The organism is Maritalea mobilis, from assembly GCF_019800885.1.
Classification (GTDB): domain Bacteria; phylum Pseudomonadota; class Alphaproteobacteria; order Rhodobacterales; family Rhodobacteraceae; genus Roseibacterium; species Roseibacterium beibuensis.
In genome coordinates this window covers 239,853-255,871 of sequence record NZ_JAHVKE010000001.1, presented here as the reverse complement: position 1 = coordinate 255,871, position 16,019 = coordinate 239,853, and the positions used below count along the sequence as shown (strand labels likewise).

Sequence of the window (16,019 nt, the reverse complement as noted above, 5' to 3'; positions counted from 1 at the left end):
GACCCCGGCGCAGGTCTTTTTGCCCTTGTTTCGCGAAACCGCCCACGTCATGTGACCCCTGCGCGCAAGACCGGAGAGATGTCCCGATGACCAATGCCCTGAGCGAGATGCTGCAAACCCGCGACTGGCTGATGGCCGATGGCGCCACCGGCACCATCCTGTTCAACATGGGGCTGCAATCGGGCGACTCGCCCGAATTGTGGAACGTGGACCAGCCCGACCGGATCGCGACGCTGTATCAGGGCGCGGTCGATGCGGGGTCGGACCTGTTCCTGACCAACTCCTTCGGTGGCACCAGCGCGCGGCTCAAGCTGCATGACGCCCAGGACCGGGTGCGCGAGCTGAACCGCGCCGCCGCCGAGATCGGGCGCGAGGTGGCCGACAAGGCCGACCGCAAGGTGATCGTGGCAGGCTCCATGGGGCCGACCGGAGAGATCATGGCGCCCATGGGCACCCTTACCCACGAGAGCGCCGTCGCGATGTTCCACGAACAGGCCGAGGCCCTGAAAGACGGGGGCGCGGATGTTGTCTGGGTCGAGACGATCAGCGCGCCCGAGGAGTACGCCGCCGCCGCCGAAGGTGCACGGCTGGCGGGCATCGCGTGGTGCGGCACGATGAGTTTCGACACTGCCGGGCGCACGATGATGGGCTTTACCTCGGCCGACCTGGCCGCGCTGGTGGAACAGATAGACCCCGCCCCCATCGCCTATGGCGCGAATTGCGGCGTCGGCGCGTCGGATCTGTTGCGCACCGTTCTGGGCTTCCGCGCGGCCGGCAGCGAACGCCCGATCATCGCCAAGGGCAACGCGGGCATCCCGAAATACCATGACGGCCATATCCACTACGACGGCACGCCTGAACTGATGGCACGCTACGCGGTGATGGCGCGTGATGCGGGCGCCAAGATCATCGGCGGCTGCTGTGGCACCACGCCCGAACACCTCCGCGCCATGCGTGCCGCGCTGGAAGAGACGCCACGCGGCGATGCGCCGACGCTGGAGCAAATCACCGAAGAACTCGGCGGCTTCTCCTCGGGCTCGGACGGCACCGATGGCGAAGGCCCCAAGCGCAGCCGGGGCGGCCGCCGCCGCAGCCGCGCCTAGGCGGGCTTGCGCGCGATCAGATCGACAAGGGCGGATCGGCCCGCGTGCCCGATCCCTTCCTCGATCTCGGCGTCGTAATCGGCGAGGCGCAGGATCTCCCACCCGTCGAAGGCCGCTGCCAATTGCGGTGTCGTGTACATGTTCTCGCGGCGTCCTGGGCCGCCGGTGCCGTACTCGACCTGTCGCGGCGCATAGCCATGCAGCAGCATCAGCCCGCCAGGCCGCACGGCGCGGGCCATGTCGGCCAGCATCCGGTCACGTTCCGGCGGACCGAGGAACTGGATGAAGATGCCGACCACGGCGTCGACTTGCTGTGACCAGTCCCACGCTTCGATGCCAGCGACCTGGAAATCGACCACGACACCGCGCGTCGCTGCCAGCTTTCGAGCTTTCTCCACGGCGACGGGACTGGCATCGAAAGCGGTCACAGCATGGCCCAGCCCCGCCAGGTGCACCGAGTTGCGCCCCTCGCCATCGGCCACGCACAGAACCCTGCTGCCGGGCCCCAGCACATGCGCCCAGTCCGCAAGGAACCCCGCTGGCGCGGTTCCGTAAACGTAGTCTTCGCGGTCGAACCGCGCGTCCCATCCGCTCATCGCCTGCCCCCATGTCCGGTCCCTTCGCAGGTATGGGGCGCAACCCCCTCAGACAAGGCCGTTTTTCTCAAGAAAAACTGTCCGGAAAACCGGGGTTTTCCGAAACGGAAATCTCGAGATTTCCGGTCCCTCCCGTCACAGCAGGTCCAGTTGATCGCCCGGTCGCGGCGGCTGATGAAACAGGTCGCAGCGCAGGCGCGGCTGTTCGGTATCGAGGCCCAGCGCTCGGGTCGCCCGGGCAAAGCGCTGCTGGATCAACTCCGCCCAGATCCCCTGCCCTTTCAAGCGCTTGCCCCATTCCGGATCATAGTCGCGCCCGCCATGCATGTCGCGGATCTTGGACATGACGCGCGCGGCCCTGTCGGGGTAATGTTCGGCCAGCCAATCGGCCCAAAGCCCCGCCACCTCGCGCGGCAGGCGCAGGGGAATGGTCGAGGCGGCCACCGCGCCCGCCTCGCGCGCGGCGCTCAGGATCGCTTCAAGCTCATGATCGCTCAGCCCCGGCACGAGCGGAGAGGCCATGACCCGCACCGGGCATCCCGCCCGTGCCAGCGTTTCGATGGCGCGCAAGCGGCGCGCGGGCGACGGCACGCGCGGCTCCATCCGGCGCGACAACTCGGGGTCCAGCGTCGTGATCGAGATCCCCACGCGCGCCAACCCGGCCTGTCCCATCTCGCCCAGAATGTCCGCGTCACGTTCGATCAGCGCCCCCTTGGTCACCACGGCGACCGGGTGGCGATAATCGGACAGCACCTGCAGCAGCGCGCGCATGATCCGCCGCTCGCGTTCAATCGGCTGGTACGGATCGGTATTGGTGCCGATGGCGATGACCTTGGGCATGTAACTTGGCGCACGAAGTTCCCGCTCCAGCACCCGGGGTGCCTCGGGGCGCGCGATCAGCCGGGTTTCGAAATCGAGGCCGGGCGACAGGCCCAGATAGGCATGGCTGGGCCGGGCAAAGCAGTAGATGCAGCCATGCTCGCACCCCCGATAAGGGTTGATCGACCGGTCGAAACTGAGGTCGGGCGAGGTGTTGCGCGTGATGACCTTGCGCGGCACCTCGTCTGAAACCTCGGTCCGCAGAAGCGGCGCATCCTCCCCGTCGCCATGCCATCCATCGGGTTCGGCCACGCGGTCGAAGCGTTCGAACCGCCCGGCATGGTTGGCCGTGGCCGCCCGCCCGCGCCGACGCGCCGTTGTCATCTCGGGGTCATGCACCATGGCGCGAAACTAGAACATAAAGAGAACATTCTCAAGCGCAGGTCGCGGCCTGCTAGAACCATGTCGCAAATCGCCATGTGCGCCCGCCGCAATTGACTAGGTATCTGGCTCAGGCCATGTGGCCGGGCCCACATGAAGGAGACTCGCGGATGTCCGAAGAAGAGGACGACATCATCCTGTCGGAACTGGATGACGAGGAACTCGTCCAGCAAATGTTCGACGACCTCTACGACGGGTTGAAGGAAGAGATCGAGGAAGCGGTCCACATCCTGCTCGACCGTGGATGGGAGCCGTATGACATCCTGACCAAGGCCCTGGTGGGCGGCATGACCATCGTCGGCAACGATTTCCGCGACGGGATTCTCTTTGTGCCCGAGGTGCTGATGGCGGCCGGCGCGATGAAAGGGGGCATGGCCATCCTCAAGCCGCTGCTGGCCGAAACCGGCGCACCGCGCATCGGCAAGATGGTGATCGGCACCGTCAAGGGCGACATCCACGACATTGGCAAGAACCTCGTGTCGATGATGATGGAAGGCGCCGGTTTCGAGGTGGTCGACCTTGGCATCAACAACCCGGTCGAAGCCTATCTCGAAGCGCTGGAGTCCGAGGGGCCGGATATCCTCGGCATGTCGGCGCTGCTGACCACCACGATGCCCTACATGAAGGTCGTGATCGACACGATGACCGAGAAAGGCATCCGCGACGATTACATCGTTCTGGTGGGCGGCGCGCCTTTGAACGAGGAATTCGGCCGCGCCATCGGGGCCGACGCCTATTGCCGGGATGCCGCCGTGGCGGTGGAGACGGCCAAGGAATTCGTCCTGCGCAAGCACAACCAGATGGCCGCTGGCGCCTGACGCCCCGGAGCATATGGCATCGAGACGGGCGGCGCGACACGGGCGCCGCCCTTTTTGTTTCGCAGGGTAAGGCTTGTGAAAAGGCGCCCCCTCTTTGGGCTTGCAGGCGCCGTGCCATAGGTCTTTTGTCGCCGCATGACCCTCTATGCCATCGGCGACATCCACGGACACCTGACCAAGCTGCGCGCGGCGCACGCCCGCGTCGACGCGGACCGGGCCGCCCATGGCACCGACGCAGCCCCCCTGATCCATATCGGCGACCTGGTGGATCGCGGGCCGGACAGCGCGGGCGTGATCGCCTACCTGATGCGCCTGCAGGCAAGCGATCCGCGCATTGTCACACTGACCGGCAATCACGACGCCATGCTGACGCGCTGGCTGGAGACGGGGCCCGGCCCCGATCCGCGCGACCCGCCGCATGTGCGCTACCTCTCCGACAAGGCCGGCGGCGGTGCAACGCTGGCCTCCTACGATGTCGATCCGACCGGGCCGCCCGACGAGGTGCATGAAGAGGCCGTCGCCCGCATTCCGCGCGCCCATCGCGAGTTCCTTGCGGAGTTGCCGCGCTGGCACCGAGCGGGGGAGTGCCTGTTCGTACATGCCGGCATCCGCCCCGGCATCCCCTTCGAGGACCAAGACCCCGAGGACCTGATCTGGATCCGCGACGGGTTCCTCGACGACCCGTGCGATCATGGGCCTCTGGTCGTGCATGGCCATACCCCGGTCGAGGATGTCACCCATGCAGGCAACCGGCTGGCCATCGACACCGGCGCGGCCTATGGCGGGCCGCTTTCGGCGGTGGCGATCGAGGGGCGCGACGTGTTCCTGCTGACCGAGGACGGACGCCTGCCCGTCCCGCGCCCGCGCTGATGCCCGCCCGCGACATCCTGCTGGTGCTGGTGGTCGTCCTCGCCTGGGGGTCGAACTTCACCGCGATGAAGATCGGGCTGGAAGAGCTTCCGCCGCTTCTGTTCGTCGGCCTGCGCTTCGCGATCCTGCTGCCGCTTCTGGCCTTCTTTCGCAAACCCGCGCCCTGGTGGACGATCCTCGGCGTGGGCGCGTTCATCAACACCGGGCAATTCGCGTTTCTGTTCACGGCGATGCGGGCCGACGCGACGGCGGGGCTGGCCAGCCTGATCCTGCAAAGCCAGGCCCCGATCACCATCATCCTCGCCGCGATCTTCTTTCGCGAACGCGTCCGCTGGGTGCAGGCGGTGGGGATCGCGCTGGCCTGCATGGGCCTTGCGCTGTTCGGCATAGCGGGGGGCGGCAATGTCACCCTGTTGGGGCTTGGCCTCATCCTGATCGGCGCGCTCTCCTGGGCCTGCGGCAACCTCGTGCTGCGCAAGTCGCCCGGGGTGAACATGACCGCGCTGTTTGTCTGGGCAAGCCTCGTGCCGCCCCTGCCCATGCTGGGCCTGTCGCTGGCCTGGGAGGGGAGCGACCCGTTCGGCCAGATCGCGGCGCTCAGCATCACGGGGTGGCTGGCGGTGGCCTATGTCGCCTTCATCTCGACGGTGCTGGGCTTTTCGATCTGGGGCAACCTCCTGTCTCGCCATCCCGCGGCCTTGGTAACGCCCTTCGCGCTCCTGATCCCGGTGGTGGGCCTGACGGTCGCCGCGATCATGCTGGGCGAAACCATCACCGGGGGCGAGGCGCTGGCGGCGCTGGTGGTGCTGTCGGGGCTGGTCCTGGCCGTTCTGGGGCCGCGTTTCGTCGCGCGCTGACCTTCACGCCCGCCCGGCGCAGCCCCATATTGGTCGCGTGAAAGGAGACACCCCATGCCCCCTGCCCGTTTCGCCCTGATCCTTGGCCTGGTCATCACCGCCGCCGCCGCAACGGTGGCGCTTGCGGCTTGGGTCGGCCCGGTGGCGGGCGGTGCGTCGATGGGCGGCCTCCTGCTTGCGGCCCTTGTCGCCCGCGCGGTGCTGGGACGCCGCGCGTGACCCGGCTTGACGATGTCGAACTGACGGAACACGGCCTGCCGCCCGAGGGGCGTGGCCGTGTCCTGCTGATCGGCTGCGGGGCGCTGGCGCGCGAAGTGCTGACGTTGAAGGCCGCCAATGGCTGGGATCACCTCGACCTCGCCTGCCTGCCCGCGATCCTGCACAACCACCCCGAGAAGATCCCCGATGCCGTCGCGCAGGAGGTGGCGGCGAACCGGGCCGATTACGCGCAGATCTTCGTGCTCTACGCCGATTGCGGCACGGGCGGTCTGTTGCAGGCGCGCTGCGCCGAGCTGGGCGTCGAGATGCTGGACGGCCCGCATTGCTACAGCTTTTTCGAGCGGAATGAGGTGTTCACCGAACGGGGCGAGATGACGGCCTTCTACATGACGGATTTCCTTGTCCGGCAATTCGATGCCTTCGTGACCCGCCCGCTCGGTCTCGACCGGCACCCGGAGCTGCGGGACATGTATTTCGGGAATTACGAGACACTGGTCTACCAGGCCCAGACCGACAACCCCGCGCTGACGGAAAAGGCGCGCGCCTGTGCCGAGCGGCTGGGGCTGGGGTTCGAGCGGCGGTTCACCGGCTACGGCGACCTGGAAACGGCCCTGCGGCGGCTTTGACCCCAAAGGGATTGCGCCGGGCCTTCGGCCCGTCGCCCCGCGCGGGCTGCGCCCGCGTTGGGGGCTCTGCCCCCGCCGCCTTTGGCGGCTCCCCCGGCATATTTTTCGGATAAAGATGGGTGCAGGTCTTGGCGTGATGTGACACCTGCCGCTGAAAGCCGCCAAGACAGGAACATTGCGCGCAAGGCCGACAAGGGGCCGCAGAAAATTGCCGAATTTTCTGCTCGGGCGGCGTCGCGCGGGATCGGAGGCGATCCAGCCGGTCTTTCCCTCGCCGCGGCGGCGATGTAGGCCAGCCAGGACCCACCCGCGAGGACAGAAATGGATAACATCAAGGGCATGGCATGGATGACATTGGCGATGCTGGCCTTCGCGCTGGCCGACATGTTCATCAAGATGACGGTCGACCGCCTGCCCGTGGGCGAGGTGATTCTGTTCTTCGGCGTCGGCGGGGCGCTGGTTTTCGGGGTCGCGGCCAGGATGCAGGGGGCGAACCTTGCCTCACCGGCCTTCCTGTCCAAGCCGGTTCTCGCGCGCAATGCCTCGGAAATCCTCGGCACGGTCTGTTTCGTCATCGCCCTGTCGAAGATCGAACTGGCGACGCTGTCCTCGGTCATCATGTCTTCGCCGCTGCTCGTGACGCTCGGCGCCGCCGTGATCCTGGGCGAGCATGTGGGCTGGCGGCGCTGGCTTGCCATCGGGATCGGGATGGTCGGCGTGCTGATCATCCTGCGCCCCGGCCTGTCCGGGTTCGAGCCGGCAGCGCTTTGGGCCGTGGGGGCGGCGATCGGCCTGTCGGGCCGTGACCTCGCCACGCGGCCCATCCCGCGCGAGATCTCGACCCTTCTGCTGGGCTGCTGGGGCTTTCTCGCCGCCGCCAGCGCGGGGGCGGTGCTGCTGATCCTCTTCGGCGGCGCCGTGATGCCCGACGCGACTGAAACCGCGCAGCTTTTCGGCGCGCTGGCCTGTGCGCTGGTGGCCTATTACGCGATCACTGCGGCCATGCGGGTGGGCGAGATCGGCGTCGTGTCCCCCTTCCGCTACACCCGGCTTGTCTTTGCCTTCATCATCGCCGCCGTCGTCTTCGGCGAGCGTCCGGATGCGGCGACCCTGATCGGCGCGGGCATCGTGATCGCCACGGGCCTTTATACCTTCTGGCGCGAAACGGCGGCGCGGCGGGCTGTGGCGACCTCCCCCCTTCCCACGGGACGCCCCGGGCGTTAGACCCTGCGGCAACCGAAACGGCTGCAAGCGGAGCTGCCCCACATGAGCTACATCATCGACATCCACGCGCGCGAAATCCTCGACAGCCGTGGCAACCCGACCGTCGAAGTGGACGTCACGCTGGAAGACGGCACCCTGGGTCGCGCCGCCGTGCCCTCGGGCGCGTCGACCGGCGTGCATGAGGCCGTCGAGCGCCGCGACGGCGACAAGGCCCGCTACATGGGCAAGGGCGTGCTGGAGGCCGTGGCCGCCGTGAACGGCGAGATCGCCGAGGCACTGGTGGGGTTCGACGCCACCGAGCAGGAGGCCATCGACGCCGCCATGTGCGAGCTGGACGGCACCGAGAACAAGGGCCGGCTGGGCGCAAACGCCATCCTCGGCGTTAGCCTCGCCACCGCCAAGGCCGCGGCCGATTTCACCGCGCAGCCGCTGTATCGCTACGTCGGCGGCACCGCTGCCCATGTCCTTCCCGTGCCCATGATGAACATCATCAATGGCGGCGAGCATGCCGACAACCCGATCGACATCCAGGAATTCATGATCATGCCGGTCGCGGCCTCCTCGGTCGCCGAAGCCGTGCGCATGGGGGCCGAGGTGTTTCACACGCTGAAGAAAGAGCTGTCGGCGGCGGGCCTGTCCACGGGCATCGGCGACGAGGGCGGGTTTGCGCCCAACCTGAACTCCACCCGCAACGCGCTGGATTTCATCCTGCGCTCGATCGAGAAAGCCGGCTACACGCCGGGCGACGACATCATGCTGGCGCTCGACTGCGCCTCGACCGAGTATTTCAAGGACGGCAAATACGTCATGGCGGGCGAAGGCAAGACGCTCTCGGCCGAGGAAAACGTCGCCTATCTCGAGGCGCTCTGCGGGGATTACCCGATCCTGTCCATCGAGGATGGCTGCTCCGAGGATGACTGGGAGGGCTGGAAGATGCTGACCGACACGCTGGGTGACCGCGTGCAGCTGGTGGGTGACGACCTGTTCGTGACCAACCCCGCGCGCCTGGCCGAGGGGATCGAGAAGGGCTGCGGCAATTCCCTGCTGGTGAAGGTCAACCAGATCGGCACCCTGTCCGAGACCATGGCCGCCGTGAACCTCGCCCATCGCAACCGCATGACCTGCGTCATGTCGCACCGTTCGGGTGAGACCGAGGACGCCACTATCGCGGACCTCGCCGTTGCCACGAATTGCGGACAGATCAAGACCGGGTCGCTGGCGCGCTCGGACCGGTTGGCGAAATACAACCAGTTGATCCGCATCGAGGAAATGCTGGACGAAACCGCGCATTACGCGGGCAAGGGCATCCTGCGCGGCTGATCCTGCCGCCTGAATGACGCTTTCGAAAAGGCCGGGTCCAAAAACCCGGCCTTTTCCACGTCCCGCTTGCATCACCCCAAGGGGCAAACCCGCGCAATGCAACGCTTTCTCTGGACCTCGGGGGGCGGGCGTTTCAATCTGGGCGTGGAATGAACATGGTCCCGCAACCCCACGGCCGACCCGGCCACGCGCAAGCGCCCGCCACGCCCGAGGCTGTTGCGCCCCCTACCGGCGGCACGGGCGCGACGCGGGACTTCCATCCGCAGATGGCGCTTCTGATCGAGGCCGATGGCAGCCATTGGTCGGAGATCATCTTTCGCTGGTTGGGGATCACGGCTGGCGGCTTCCTGGCCTGGGTCTTCTCGGGCGACTGGCTGTGCCTGGCGTGGATCATCTCCTACCTTGCCCTGAACGCAGTCTATCTTGTCGCGCTTTCGGGCGTCGAACGACCGGTGGGGCGCAATCGCTACCTGCTGGCGCTCCTCCTGAATTTCTCGCTCTCGGGGCTCTATACCGCGCTGCCGGTCTATCTGGTGACATTCTCCGATCCGGCGCTGCATTTCATCGGCATCGTCGGCTTCCTCGCGCTTGCGCTGCACAACCTAGTGCAGCACCGCGGCCTCGGGATCGTCGCCGTGTGGGACCAGGGGCTGATCGTGGTCGGCGGCGGGGTGGTGGCGAACGATCTCTACCAGGGCGCCGAAAGCGGGCCTGAGCAGGTCATGGTCGTGACCGGCACCATCATCCTGATGGCCTATTTCCTGCTCAGCTACCGCTCGAACATCGCCGTTCACAACCGCCTCAGCCGGGCCGAGCGGTTGCGCGCCGAGGGCCAGAAAATGGAAGCCGTGGGGCGGCTGACCGGGGGCGTGGCGCATGATTTCAACAACATCCTGACCGTCATCCTCGGCAATCTGGACCTCTACCGCGAGATCGAGGACCGGGCCGAGCGCGACCAGCTGATCGACGAGGTCGAAAAGGCCGCCCGCCGCGCCGCCACGCTCACCGCGCAACTGCTGGCCTTTTCGCGGCGCGCGACGCTTCTGCCCGAGACCATCCGGCTGCCCGGCTACCTCGACGGCCTCGGCGCGATGCTGAACCGCGTCCTGCCGGCCAATGTGGATCTGGAAATCCACCTGCCCGCCCCGATGCTGACCGTGCATGCCGACCCCAACCTCCTGTCCACGGCCCTTCTGAACCTTGTCATCAATGCGCGCGACGCGATGCCCGATGGCGGCACGATCGAGATCTACGCAGAACGCCTGACCCTGCCGACCCCGCAGACCAAAGGCCCGATACGCCGCGACGGGCATCGGCTGGTGGGCGAGTTCTGCGCCATCCATGTGCGCGATACCGGGCCGGGCATTCCGCCTGACATGATGGAAGACGTGCTGCATCCTTTCGTCACGACCAAACCCCTGGGACAAGGCTCGGGCCTGGGGCTGTCCATGGTGCTGGGCTTCGCCGAGCAGACCCGTGGCACGCTGCTCCTCGAAAACCGGCCTGAGGGCGGTTTGCAAGCCTCGCTTGTCTTGCCCGCGACCGGGCCGAACCGCCCTGCCGGGGCCACGCAGGCCAGCCCCGTGGCGCAAGCCTGACGCAACGCCCGGTTTGACAGGGCATCCACCAGCGGGAAACATGCCAAGGTCGCGTGACCGGCTTTGGGAGGGGCCGCAACCGATGCCATTGGAGTTGCTCCTGACGCTGGTGATCGGCGGCATCGCGGGGATCGCGCTGCTGCTGCACTTTTTCGGCTATTCCAGGCCGCTGACCTTTGACGAGGACAGCGCCCGCGCCCATTGGTTGCGGCAATACCCCATGAGCCGACCGGGCACCGTCCACCTGTCGCAGGATCGCGCCGCGGCCCTTGTCGAAACGCCCGACGGGCCTGGCCTCGTCTGGGCCATGGGGGCCGACTCCACCGCGCATATGCTGACCGGCGCCACCCTGCGCACCACGCGACGCGGGCTGCGCATCGACCTGCATGATTTCGCCGCCCCCAGCGTCCGCGTCCGCCTGTCGCCCGAGGCGCGCGAGACATGGGCACGGCTGATCCCGACACATGAGACGAAAGGGGCCCTGCCCGCATGACCGACCAACTCACCTACCCGGACGTCGTGCAATGGGCCGTGCCGATCTTCATCGCCGCCATCCTGGTCGAGCTGATCTGGATCCATATCTCGGGCCGCGGCGGGCGTTACGAGACGCGCGACGCCGTGACCTCGCTCATCATGGGGGCGGGCAATGTCGCCTCGGGGATCGCACTGGGGTTCATCGCCTGGGGCTTCTTCATGGCGCTCTGGGCGATCACGCCGCTGGATCTCGGCACCTCGCTCTGGGTCGTGGCGCTGTGCTTTGTGCTGGACGACCTGCGCTACTACTGGGTGCACCGCTTCGGGCACCGCATCCGCTGGGTCTGGGCCAGCCACGTGAACCACCATTCAAGCCAGCATTACAACCTGACCACGGCGCTCAGGCAGACCTGGACCGGCACGTTCACCTTCATGATGGTGGTGCGCGCGCCACTCATCCTGATGGGCTTTCACCCGGCCATGGTGCTGTTTGTCGGCGGGTTGAACCTGATCTACCAGTTCTGGATCCATACCGAGACGATCGGCCGGATGCCCCGCTGGGTCGAGGCGGTGATGAACACCCCCTCCCACCACCGCGTGCATCACGGCCGCAACCCGCGCTACCTCGATGCCAATTACGCGGGCGTCTTCATCATCTGGGACAGGATGTTCGGCACTTTCGTGCCGGAGGACGCGACCGAGAAACCCGATTACGGGCTGGTGCAGAACCTTGGCACCTTCAACCCGATCCGCGTGGCCTTCCACGAATGGGTGGCGATCTTCCGCGACCTCTTTCGCCCTGGCCTGACCTGGCGCGAGCGTTGGAACTACGCCGTGAAACCGCCGGGGTGGAGCCATGACGGCTCGCGCCTGACCTCGGACCAGATCAAGGCGCAGGCCATGGGCGATCCGTCCGCGGGCGCGGCAAGCGACTATGCCGCGCCAAACCGCCCCGCGTCATAGGGCGCGACCAGATCCCCATAAGCCCCACCACCCGCCATCCGGTCGGCCAGCACCTCGGCCACGATCGCGGCCAGCGTCACGCCGGAGTGCATCACGGCAAGGTACAGCCCCTCGGGCCCCGCCGCCCCGATCACCGGGCGCTTGTCGCCGGGAACGGGCCGCATCGCCACGCCAATCCGCGCCCAGTCGATGGTCACGCGCGGGAACAGCGCCACCACCGCCGCCCGCGCGCTGTCGGCCAACGCCTCCGGCGCGCAGTCCAGCGCGGCGCTCTCATCGCCCTGGTGCGAGACCGAGCCGGGCACGATCAACCGCCCCTCGGCGTCCTGCCGGATCTCCCGCTCGGGCGCGACGAGGATCGTGTCGAGCAAACGTGGCAAGGGCCGGCTGATCATCAACCCGCCCGGACGCGGCAACATGGGGAGCGCGACTCCCAGCGGCTCCACCAGTGCAGGCGCCCCGGCCCCGGCGGCCACCACCACGGCCTCGCCCGGCACCATGCCCCATTCCGTGCGCACCCCAGCCACCCGGCCCGCACGCTCCACGATCTCCAGACCGCGCGCACCCGACACCTGCCGCGCACCCGCGTCCACGGCGCGGGCCATCAACGCCGCGGCGGCCCGCCCCGGCTCCACCGACCCTTCCGTAGGGCAGACCAACGCCTCCTCCGGCACCATCGCCAGCCCCGGCACCCGGTCCCGGATGGCGTTCGCCCCCAACCGCTCCACCGGGTAGCCGAACCCCTCCAGTTCCGCTTTCATCGCCTCCAGCGCCGCGCCCTGCACCTCCCAACTCAGCGACCCCTGCCAGCTCAACCCCGGCAGGTCCCCCAGCCGCCGCCATGCCGCCATCCCGGCCTCGCGCAGGCGAAAATGATCGGCATCGAGGGAGAAGCTCGCATTGATCCAGCCAAAGGACTGCGCCGTCGCCCCTGCGCCAGCGTCGATCACCACGACCTCCTGCCCGGCCTGCGCCAAGCGGCAGGCAATCGCCGCCCCGATGATCCCGGCCCCGATGACGATGGTTTTCATGCCCGCGCTCCCGCTCTAGCCTCGGCCCGACGCTAGCGACACCTTCCGCAAGGAACCAGCCCCCGGAGCGCCCCATGACGGCAGACGAGATCATCGCCACCCTCCACCTCGAACCCCACCCGGAGGGCGGCCATTACCGCCAGACCTGGATCGACGAGGCCACCCCCGGCCGCCCCACCGGCACCTGCATCTACTTCCTGCTGAAACAGGGCGAAACCAGCCATTGGCACAAGGTCGACGCCACCGAGATCTGGCACTACCACGCCGGCGCGCCCCTTCTGCTGTCGCTGGCCGCGTCCGAGGCCGGCCCCGCCACCGACCACCTGCTCACCCCCGACCTGACCCAGGGCCGCCCACAAATCATCGTGCCGCAGCACCACTGGCAAATGGCACGCCCCACGGGCGCCTACACGCTGGTCTCCTGCACCGTCTCCCCCGGTTTCCGCTTCGAGGGCTTCACCCTCGCCGCCCCCGGCTTCGACATCCCGCGCGGCTAATCCCAAATCTTTATCCAATCAAATATGCCGGGGGCTTGGGGGCAGAGCCCCCAAAACCTGAGCCGAGGCCCGCAAGGGCCGCAGGCGAGGTAAGACCAACGCGGCGCCAGCCGCTCCGTTTCCTCGATCGCCTTCAGGGCCGCGACCGCCGCCCGCCCCCCACCGGCGCCGCCACCCCCGTCGTGCCCGGCGCGCTGGTGGGCAAACCCCGCATCACCCGCGCCGCCAGATAGGCAAAGGCCTGCGCCTCGAGGAAATCGCCGTCGAGGCCCACTGTCTCCACCGGATCCACCGGGCAGGAGAGCGTCGCGCCCAAGCCCTGCATCAGGCCCGCGTTATGCCGTCCGCCGCCCGTGACCAGCACCCGCGCGGGCATGGATGGCAGATGCTGCATCCCCACCCCCACCGCCGAGACGCAGAGCGCGGCCAGCGTCGCCGCCCCGTCGGCATCGGACAGCCCGTCGAGGCACTCCAGCAGCCCCGAGAAATCGTCCCGGTCCAGCGATTTCGGCGGCATCCGGGCGAAATACCGCTCGCCCAGCGCCGCGCGCAGCACGTCGCGGTCGGGCCGCCCGCGCAAGGCCAGCGCCCCGCCCTCGTCGCGCGGCCCCAAACCCCGCGCCACCATGAAATCGTCGATCGGTGCATTGGCAGGCCCCGTGTCGAAGGCGATGCAGGCCCCCGGCGCCTCCGGCCCCGCTGCTGACGGGTCCACCCAGGTGATGTTGCCCACCCCGCCCAGGTTCAGGAACGCCACCGGCGCTTCGGCCCCGATCCAGCGCGCGCAGGCCCAGTGATAGAACGGCGCAAGCGGTGCGCCCTGCCCGCCCAACTCCATGTCCGTGCTGCGAAAATCCCAGATCACCTGCCGCCCCGAGGCCTTGGCCAGCCGCGCGCCGTCGCCCGCCTGGTGCGTGCGCCCGCCCTCCGGGTCATGGGCCAGCGTCTGCCCGTGAAAGCCCAGCGCCTCGACCTCCTCCAGCCCCTCCAGGACCTCCAGATGCGCCGCCTCGACCACGCGCGCCGCCGCCTCGGCCCGCCCGTCCCCGGCCCATGTGCCCAATCCCTCGCGGATCACCGCGCGTTCGGCCTCGCTATAGGGGCGATAGCGCGTCTCGCCGAAGCCGGTGACGCTCACACCGTCGGTTTCGATCACGGCCAGGTCCACGCCATCCAGCGACGTGCCCGACATCGCGCCCGCCATGCGCCACCGCTGCCCCTTTTCCTTCATGCCCGCGCCCGTTATAGCCAGCTTTCACAGCCGCAGCATGGACGCAAAGCGCGATGACCTACCAGCCCAAATCCGACTTCCTGCGCATCATCATGGAGCGCGGGTTCCTGGCCGACTGCACCGACCTGCAGGGCCTTGACGAGAAACTGATCGAGGGTCCGGTCACCGCCTATATCGGCTATGACGCCACCGCGCAGTCGCTGCATGTCGGGCACCTGTTGAACATCATGCTGCTGCGCTGGTTCCAGAAGACCGGCAACCGCCCCATCACCCTGATGGGCGGCGGCACGACCAAGGTGGGCGACCCCAGCTTTCGCGCAGATGAGCGCCCGCTTCTGACGCCCACCCAGATCGACGCCAATATCGCGGGCATGAACCGCGTCTTCGCGCGCTACCTCGACTATGGCCAGCCGCCGACGGGCGCGGTCATGCTCAACAATGCCGATTGGCTCGACGGGCTGAACTACCTCGAATTCCTGCGCGATATCGGGCGGCATTTCTCGGTCAACCGGATGCTCAGCTTCGAAAGCGTGAAATCGCGGCTGGATCGCGAGCAATCGCTCAGCTTCCTCGAATTCAACTACATGATCCTGCAGGCCTACGATTTCCTCGAACTCTACCGCCGCGAGGGCTGCGTGCTGCAGATGGGCGGTTCGGACCAGTGGGGCAATATCGTCAACGGGATCGACCTGACCCGCCGCGTGCTGGATCAGGAGATCTACGGCTTGACCACGCCGCTTCTGACCACCTCGGACGGGCGCAAGATGGGCAAGAGCCAGGGCGGCGCGACATGGCTTTCGGCCGAATTGCTCAGCCCCTACGAATTCTGGCAGTTCTGGCGCAACACGACCGATGCCGATGTGGGCCGGTTCCTGAAGCTCTACACCGAGTTGCCGGTCGCCGAATGCGACCGCCTCGGCGCGCTGGAAGGCTCCGAGATCAACGAGGCCAAGATCCTGCTCGCCAACGAGGTCACGACCCTTCTGCACGGGGCCGAGGCCGCGCAGGCCGCCGAGGCGACCGCGCGCGAGGTGTTCGAGAAGGGCGGCATGGGCGAGGATCTTCCCACCCTGACGCTCTCGGCGGACGAGGTTGGCGACGGCATTTCGGTGGTGCAACTCATCACCCGCTCGGGCCTCGCCAAATCCGGCAAGGAGGCCAAGCGCCTGATCGCCGACAATGGCGCGCGACTGAACGACGAACCGCTCACCGATGCGGGGCTGATGGTCTCGGCCTCCGACCTGGCCCAGCCGATCAAGCTGTCGGCCGGCAAGAAGCGGCACGCGCTGGTCGAGTTGGGAAACTGATCCGCGCTTAACCGGATCTTCATCA

Annotated in this window: 17 protein-coding genes; 13 read left to right on the top strand and 4 right to left on the bottom strand. The window is 67.6% G+C overall.

The genetic code is table 11. The features are described from left to right. Positions 1-86: 86 nt before the first annotated feature. Entirely contained in the window at positions 87-1,103 is a 1,017-nt protein-coding gene (gene bmt / locus KUV65_RS01330) for a betaine--homocysteine S-methyltransferase (RefSeq protein ID WP_222187065.1), read from the top strand. Here bmt and KUV65_RS01325 read toward each other — a convergent pair. Continuing rightward, positions 1,100-1,699 (bottom strand): SAM-dependent methyltransferase, encoded by a 600-nt coding sequence (locus tag KUV65_RS01325; RefSeq protein ID WP_222187064.1) that lies wholly within the window; start codon positions 1,697-1,699, stop codon positions 1,100-1,102. The two genes, bmt and KUV65_RS01325, sit on opposite strands and share 4 nt — an antisense overlap. 135 nt (positions 1,700-1,834) lie before the next feature. Further along, on the bottom strand, positions 1,835-2,920 hold the full coding sequence (locus KUV65_RS01320) for a PA0069 family radical SAM protein (RefSeq protein WP_222187063.1): 1,086 nt from the start codon (positions 2,918-2,920) through the stop codon (positions 1,835-1,837). A 149-nt stretch (positions 2,921-3,069) separates the two neighbouring features. On the opposite strand from KUV65_RS01320, the gene KUV65_RS01315 reads away from it, so the two are divergent. The 10 genes from KUV65_RS01315 (at position 3,070) to KUV65_RS01270 (ending at position 11,928) form a co-directional block, all read left to right on the top strand. Beyond that, positions 3,070-3,777 carry a corrinoid protein gene (locus KUV65_RS01315; protein WP_222187062.1) on the top strand — a complete coding sequence of 236 codons (708 nt, stop codon included), beginning with the start codon at positions 3,070-3,072 and terminating at the stop codon, positions 3,775-3,777. A 135-nt stretch (positions 3,778-3,912) separates the two neighbouring features. After that, on the top strand, positions 3,913-4,647 hold the full coding sequence (locus tag KUV65_RS01310) for a metallophosphoesterase family protein (protein ID WP_222187061.1): 735 nt from the start codon (positions 3,913-3,915) through the stop codon (positions 4,645-4,647). After that, positions 4,647-5,504 carry an EamA family transporter gene (locus KUV65_RS01305; RefSeq protein ID WP_222187060.1) on the top strand — a complete coding sequence of 286 codons (858 nt, stop codon included), beginning with the start codon at positions 4,647-4,649 and terminating at the stop codon, positions 5,502-5,504. The genes KUV65_RS01310 and KUV65_RS01305 overlap by 1 nt, the downstream gene beginning before the upstream one ends. Positions 5,505-5,558: 54 nt before the next feature. Next, entirely contained in the window at positions 5,559-5,723 is a 165-nt protein-coding gene (locus KUV65_RS01300; protein WP_222187059.1) for a hypothetical protein, read from the top strand. After that, the gene (locus tag KUV65_RS01295; protein ID WP_308124477.1) at positions 5,720-6,349 is read left to right on the top strand and encodes a DUF1638 domain-containing protein; all 630 of its coding nucleotides are present in this window, start codon (positions 5,720-5,722) and stop codon (positions 6,347-6,349) included. Before KUV65_RS01300 ends, KUV65_RS01295 begins: the two co-directional genes overlap by 4 nt. A 321-nt stretch (positions 6,350-6,670) precedes the next feature. Continuing rightward, a complete protein-coding gene (locus KUV65_RS01290) occupies positions 6,671-7,573 on the top strand; it encodes a DMT family transporter (protein WP_222187058.1) in 903 nt (300 codons plus the stop codon). Positions 7,574-7,615: 42 nt separating this feature from the next. Beyond that, positions 7,616-8,893 carry a phosphopyruvate hydratase gene (eno, locus tag KUV65_RS01285; protein ID WP_222187057.1) on the top strand — a complete coding sequence of 426 codons (1,278 nt, stop codon included), beginning with the start codon at positions 7,616-7,618 and terminating at the stop codon, positions 8,891-8,893. Between the two features lie 155 nt (positions 8,894-9,048). Further along, on the top strand, positions 9,049-10,491 hold the full coding sequence (locus tag KUV65_RS01280) for a sensor histidine kinase (protein WP_222187056.1): 1,443 nt from the start codon (positions 9,049-9,051) through the stop codon (positions 10,489-10,491). A gap of 40 nt (positions 10,492-10,531) precedes the next feature. Further along, a complete protein-coding gene (locus tag KUV65_RS01275) occupies positions 10,532-10,984 on the top strand; it encodes a hypothetical protein (protein WP_222187055.1) in 453 nt (150 codons plus the stop codon). Beyond that, the gene (locus KUV65_RS01270) at positions 10,981-11,928 is read left to right on the top strand and encodes a sterol desaturase family protein (RefSeq protein ID WP_222187054.1); all 948 of its coding nucleotides are present in this window, start codon (positions 10,981-10,983) and stop codon (positions 11,926-11,928) included. The genes KUV65_RS01275 and KUV65_RS01270 overlap by 4 nt, the downstream gene beginning before the upstream one ends. Here the strand turns inward: KUV65_RS01270 and KUV65_RS01265 are convergent. Then, positions 11,898-12,959, bottom strand: a complete 1,062-nt coding sequence (locus KUV65_RS01265; RefSeq protein ID WP_222187053.1) for an NAD(P)/FAD-dependent oxidoreductase — start codon at positions 12,957-12,959, stop codon at positions 11,898-11,900. The two genes, KUV65_RS01270 and KUV65_RS01265, sit on opposite strands and share 31 nt — an antisense overlap. 74 nt (positions 12,960-13,033) lie before the next feature. Here KUV65_RS01265 and KUV65_RS01260 point away from each other — a divergent pair, with 74 nt between their 5' ends. Next, positions 13,034-13,456 (top strand): cupin domain-containing protein, encoded by a 423-nt coding sequence (locus KUV65_RS01260; RefSeq protein ID WP_222187052.1) that lies wholly within the window; start codon positions 13,034-13,036, stop codon positions 13,454-13,456. Positions 13,457-13,589: 133 nt separating this feature from the next. On the opposite strand, the gene KUV65_RS01255 is transcribed toward KUV65_RS01260, so the two are convergent. Continuing rightward, entirely contained in the window at positions 13,590-14,687 is a 1,098-nt protein-coding gene (locus KUV65_RS01255; RefSeq protein ID WP_261331561.1) for an anhydro-N-acetylmuramic acid kinase, read from the bottom strand. Positions 14,688-14,740: 53 nt separating this feature from the next. Between KUV65_RS01255 and tyrS the strand changes: the two genes are divergently transcribed. Next, on the top strand, positions 14,741-15,994 hold the full coding sequence (gene tyrS / locus KUV65_RS01250) for a tyrosine--tRNA ligase (RefSeq protein ID WP_222187051.1): 1,254 nt from the start codon (positions 14,741-14,743) through the stop codon (positions 15,992-15,994). Positions 15,995-16,019 lie beyond the last annotated feature (25 nt).

Bases quoted from the DNA above. Each gene is read 5' to 3' on its own strand.
- bmt (WP_222187065.1), top strand. From the start codon at position 87: ATGACCAATGCCCTGAGCGAGATGCTGCAAACCCGCGACTGGCTGATG.
- KUV65_RS01260 (WP_222187052.1), top strand. From the start codon at position 13,034: ATGACGGCAGACGAGATCATCGCCACCCTCCACCTCGAACCCCACCCG.
- KUV65_RS01320 (WP_222187063.1), bottom strand. From the start codon at position 2,920: ATGGTGCATGACCCCGAGATGACAACGGCGCGTCGGCGCGGGCGGGCG.
- tyrS (WP_222187051.1), top strand. From the start codon at position 14,741: ATGACCTACCAGCCCAAATCCGACTTCCTGCGCATCATCATGGAGCGC.
- KUV65_RS01325 (WP_222187064.1), bottom strand. From the start codon at position 1,699: ATGAGCGGATGGGACGCGCGGTTCGACCGCGAAGACTACGTTTACGGA.
- KUV65_RS01315 (WP_222187062.1), top strand. From the start codon at position 3,070: ATGTCCGAAGAAGAGGACGACATCATCCTGTCGGAACTGGATGACGAG.
- KUV65_RS01290 (WP_222187058.1), top strand. From the start codon at position 6,671: ATGGATAACATCAAGGGCATGGCATGGATGACATTGGCGATGCTGGCC.
- KUV65_RS01265 (WP_222187053.1), bottom strand. From the start codon at position 12,959: ATGAAAACCATCGTCATCGGGGCCGGGATCATCGGGGCGGCGATTGCC.
- KUV65_RS01275 (WP_222187055.1), top strand. From the start codon at position 10,532: ATGCCAAGGTCGCGTGACCGGCTTTGGGAGGGGCCGCAACCGATGCCA.
- KUV65_RS01310 (WP_222187061.1), top strand. From the start codon at position 3,913: ATGACCCTCTATGCCATCGGCGACATCCACGGACACCTGACCAAGCTG.
- KUV65_RS01305 (WP_222187060.1), top strand. From the start codon at position 4,647: ATGCCCGCCCGCGACATCCTGCTGGTGCTGGTGGTCGTCCTCGCCTGG.
- KUV65_RS01280 (WP_222187056.1), top strand. From the start codon at position 9,049: ATGGTCCCGCAACCCCACGGCCGACCCGGCCACGCGCAAGCGCCCGCC.
- KUV65_RS01300 (WP_222187059.1), top strand. From the start codon at position 5,559: ATGCCCCCTGCCCGTTTCGCCCTGATCCTTGGCCTGGTCATCACCGCC.
- eno (WP_222187057.1), top strand. From the start codon at position 7,616: ATGAGCTACATCATCGACATCCACGCGCGCGAAATCCTCGACAGCCGT.
- KUV65_RS01255 (WP_261331561.1), bottom strand. From the start codon at position 14,687: ATGAAGGAAAAGGGGCAGCGGTGGCGCATGGCGGGCGCGATGTCGGGC.
- KUV65_RS01270 (WP_222187054.1), top strand. From the start codon at position 10,981: ATGACCGACCAACTCACCTACCCGGACGTCGTGCAATGGGCCGTGCCG.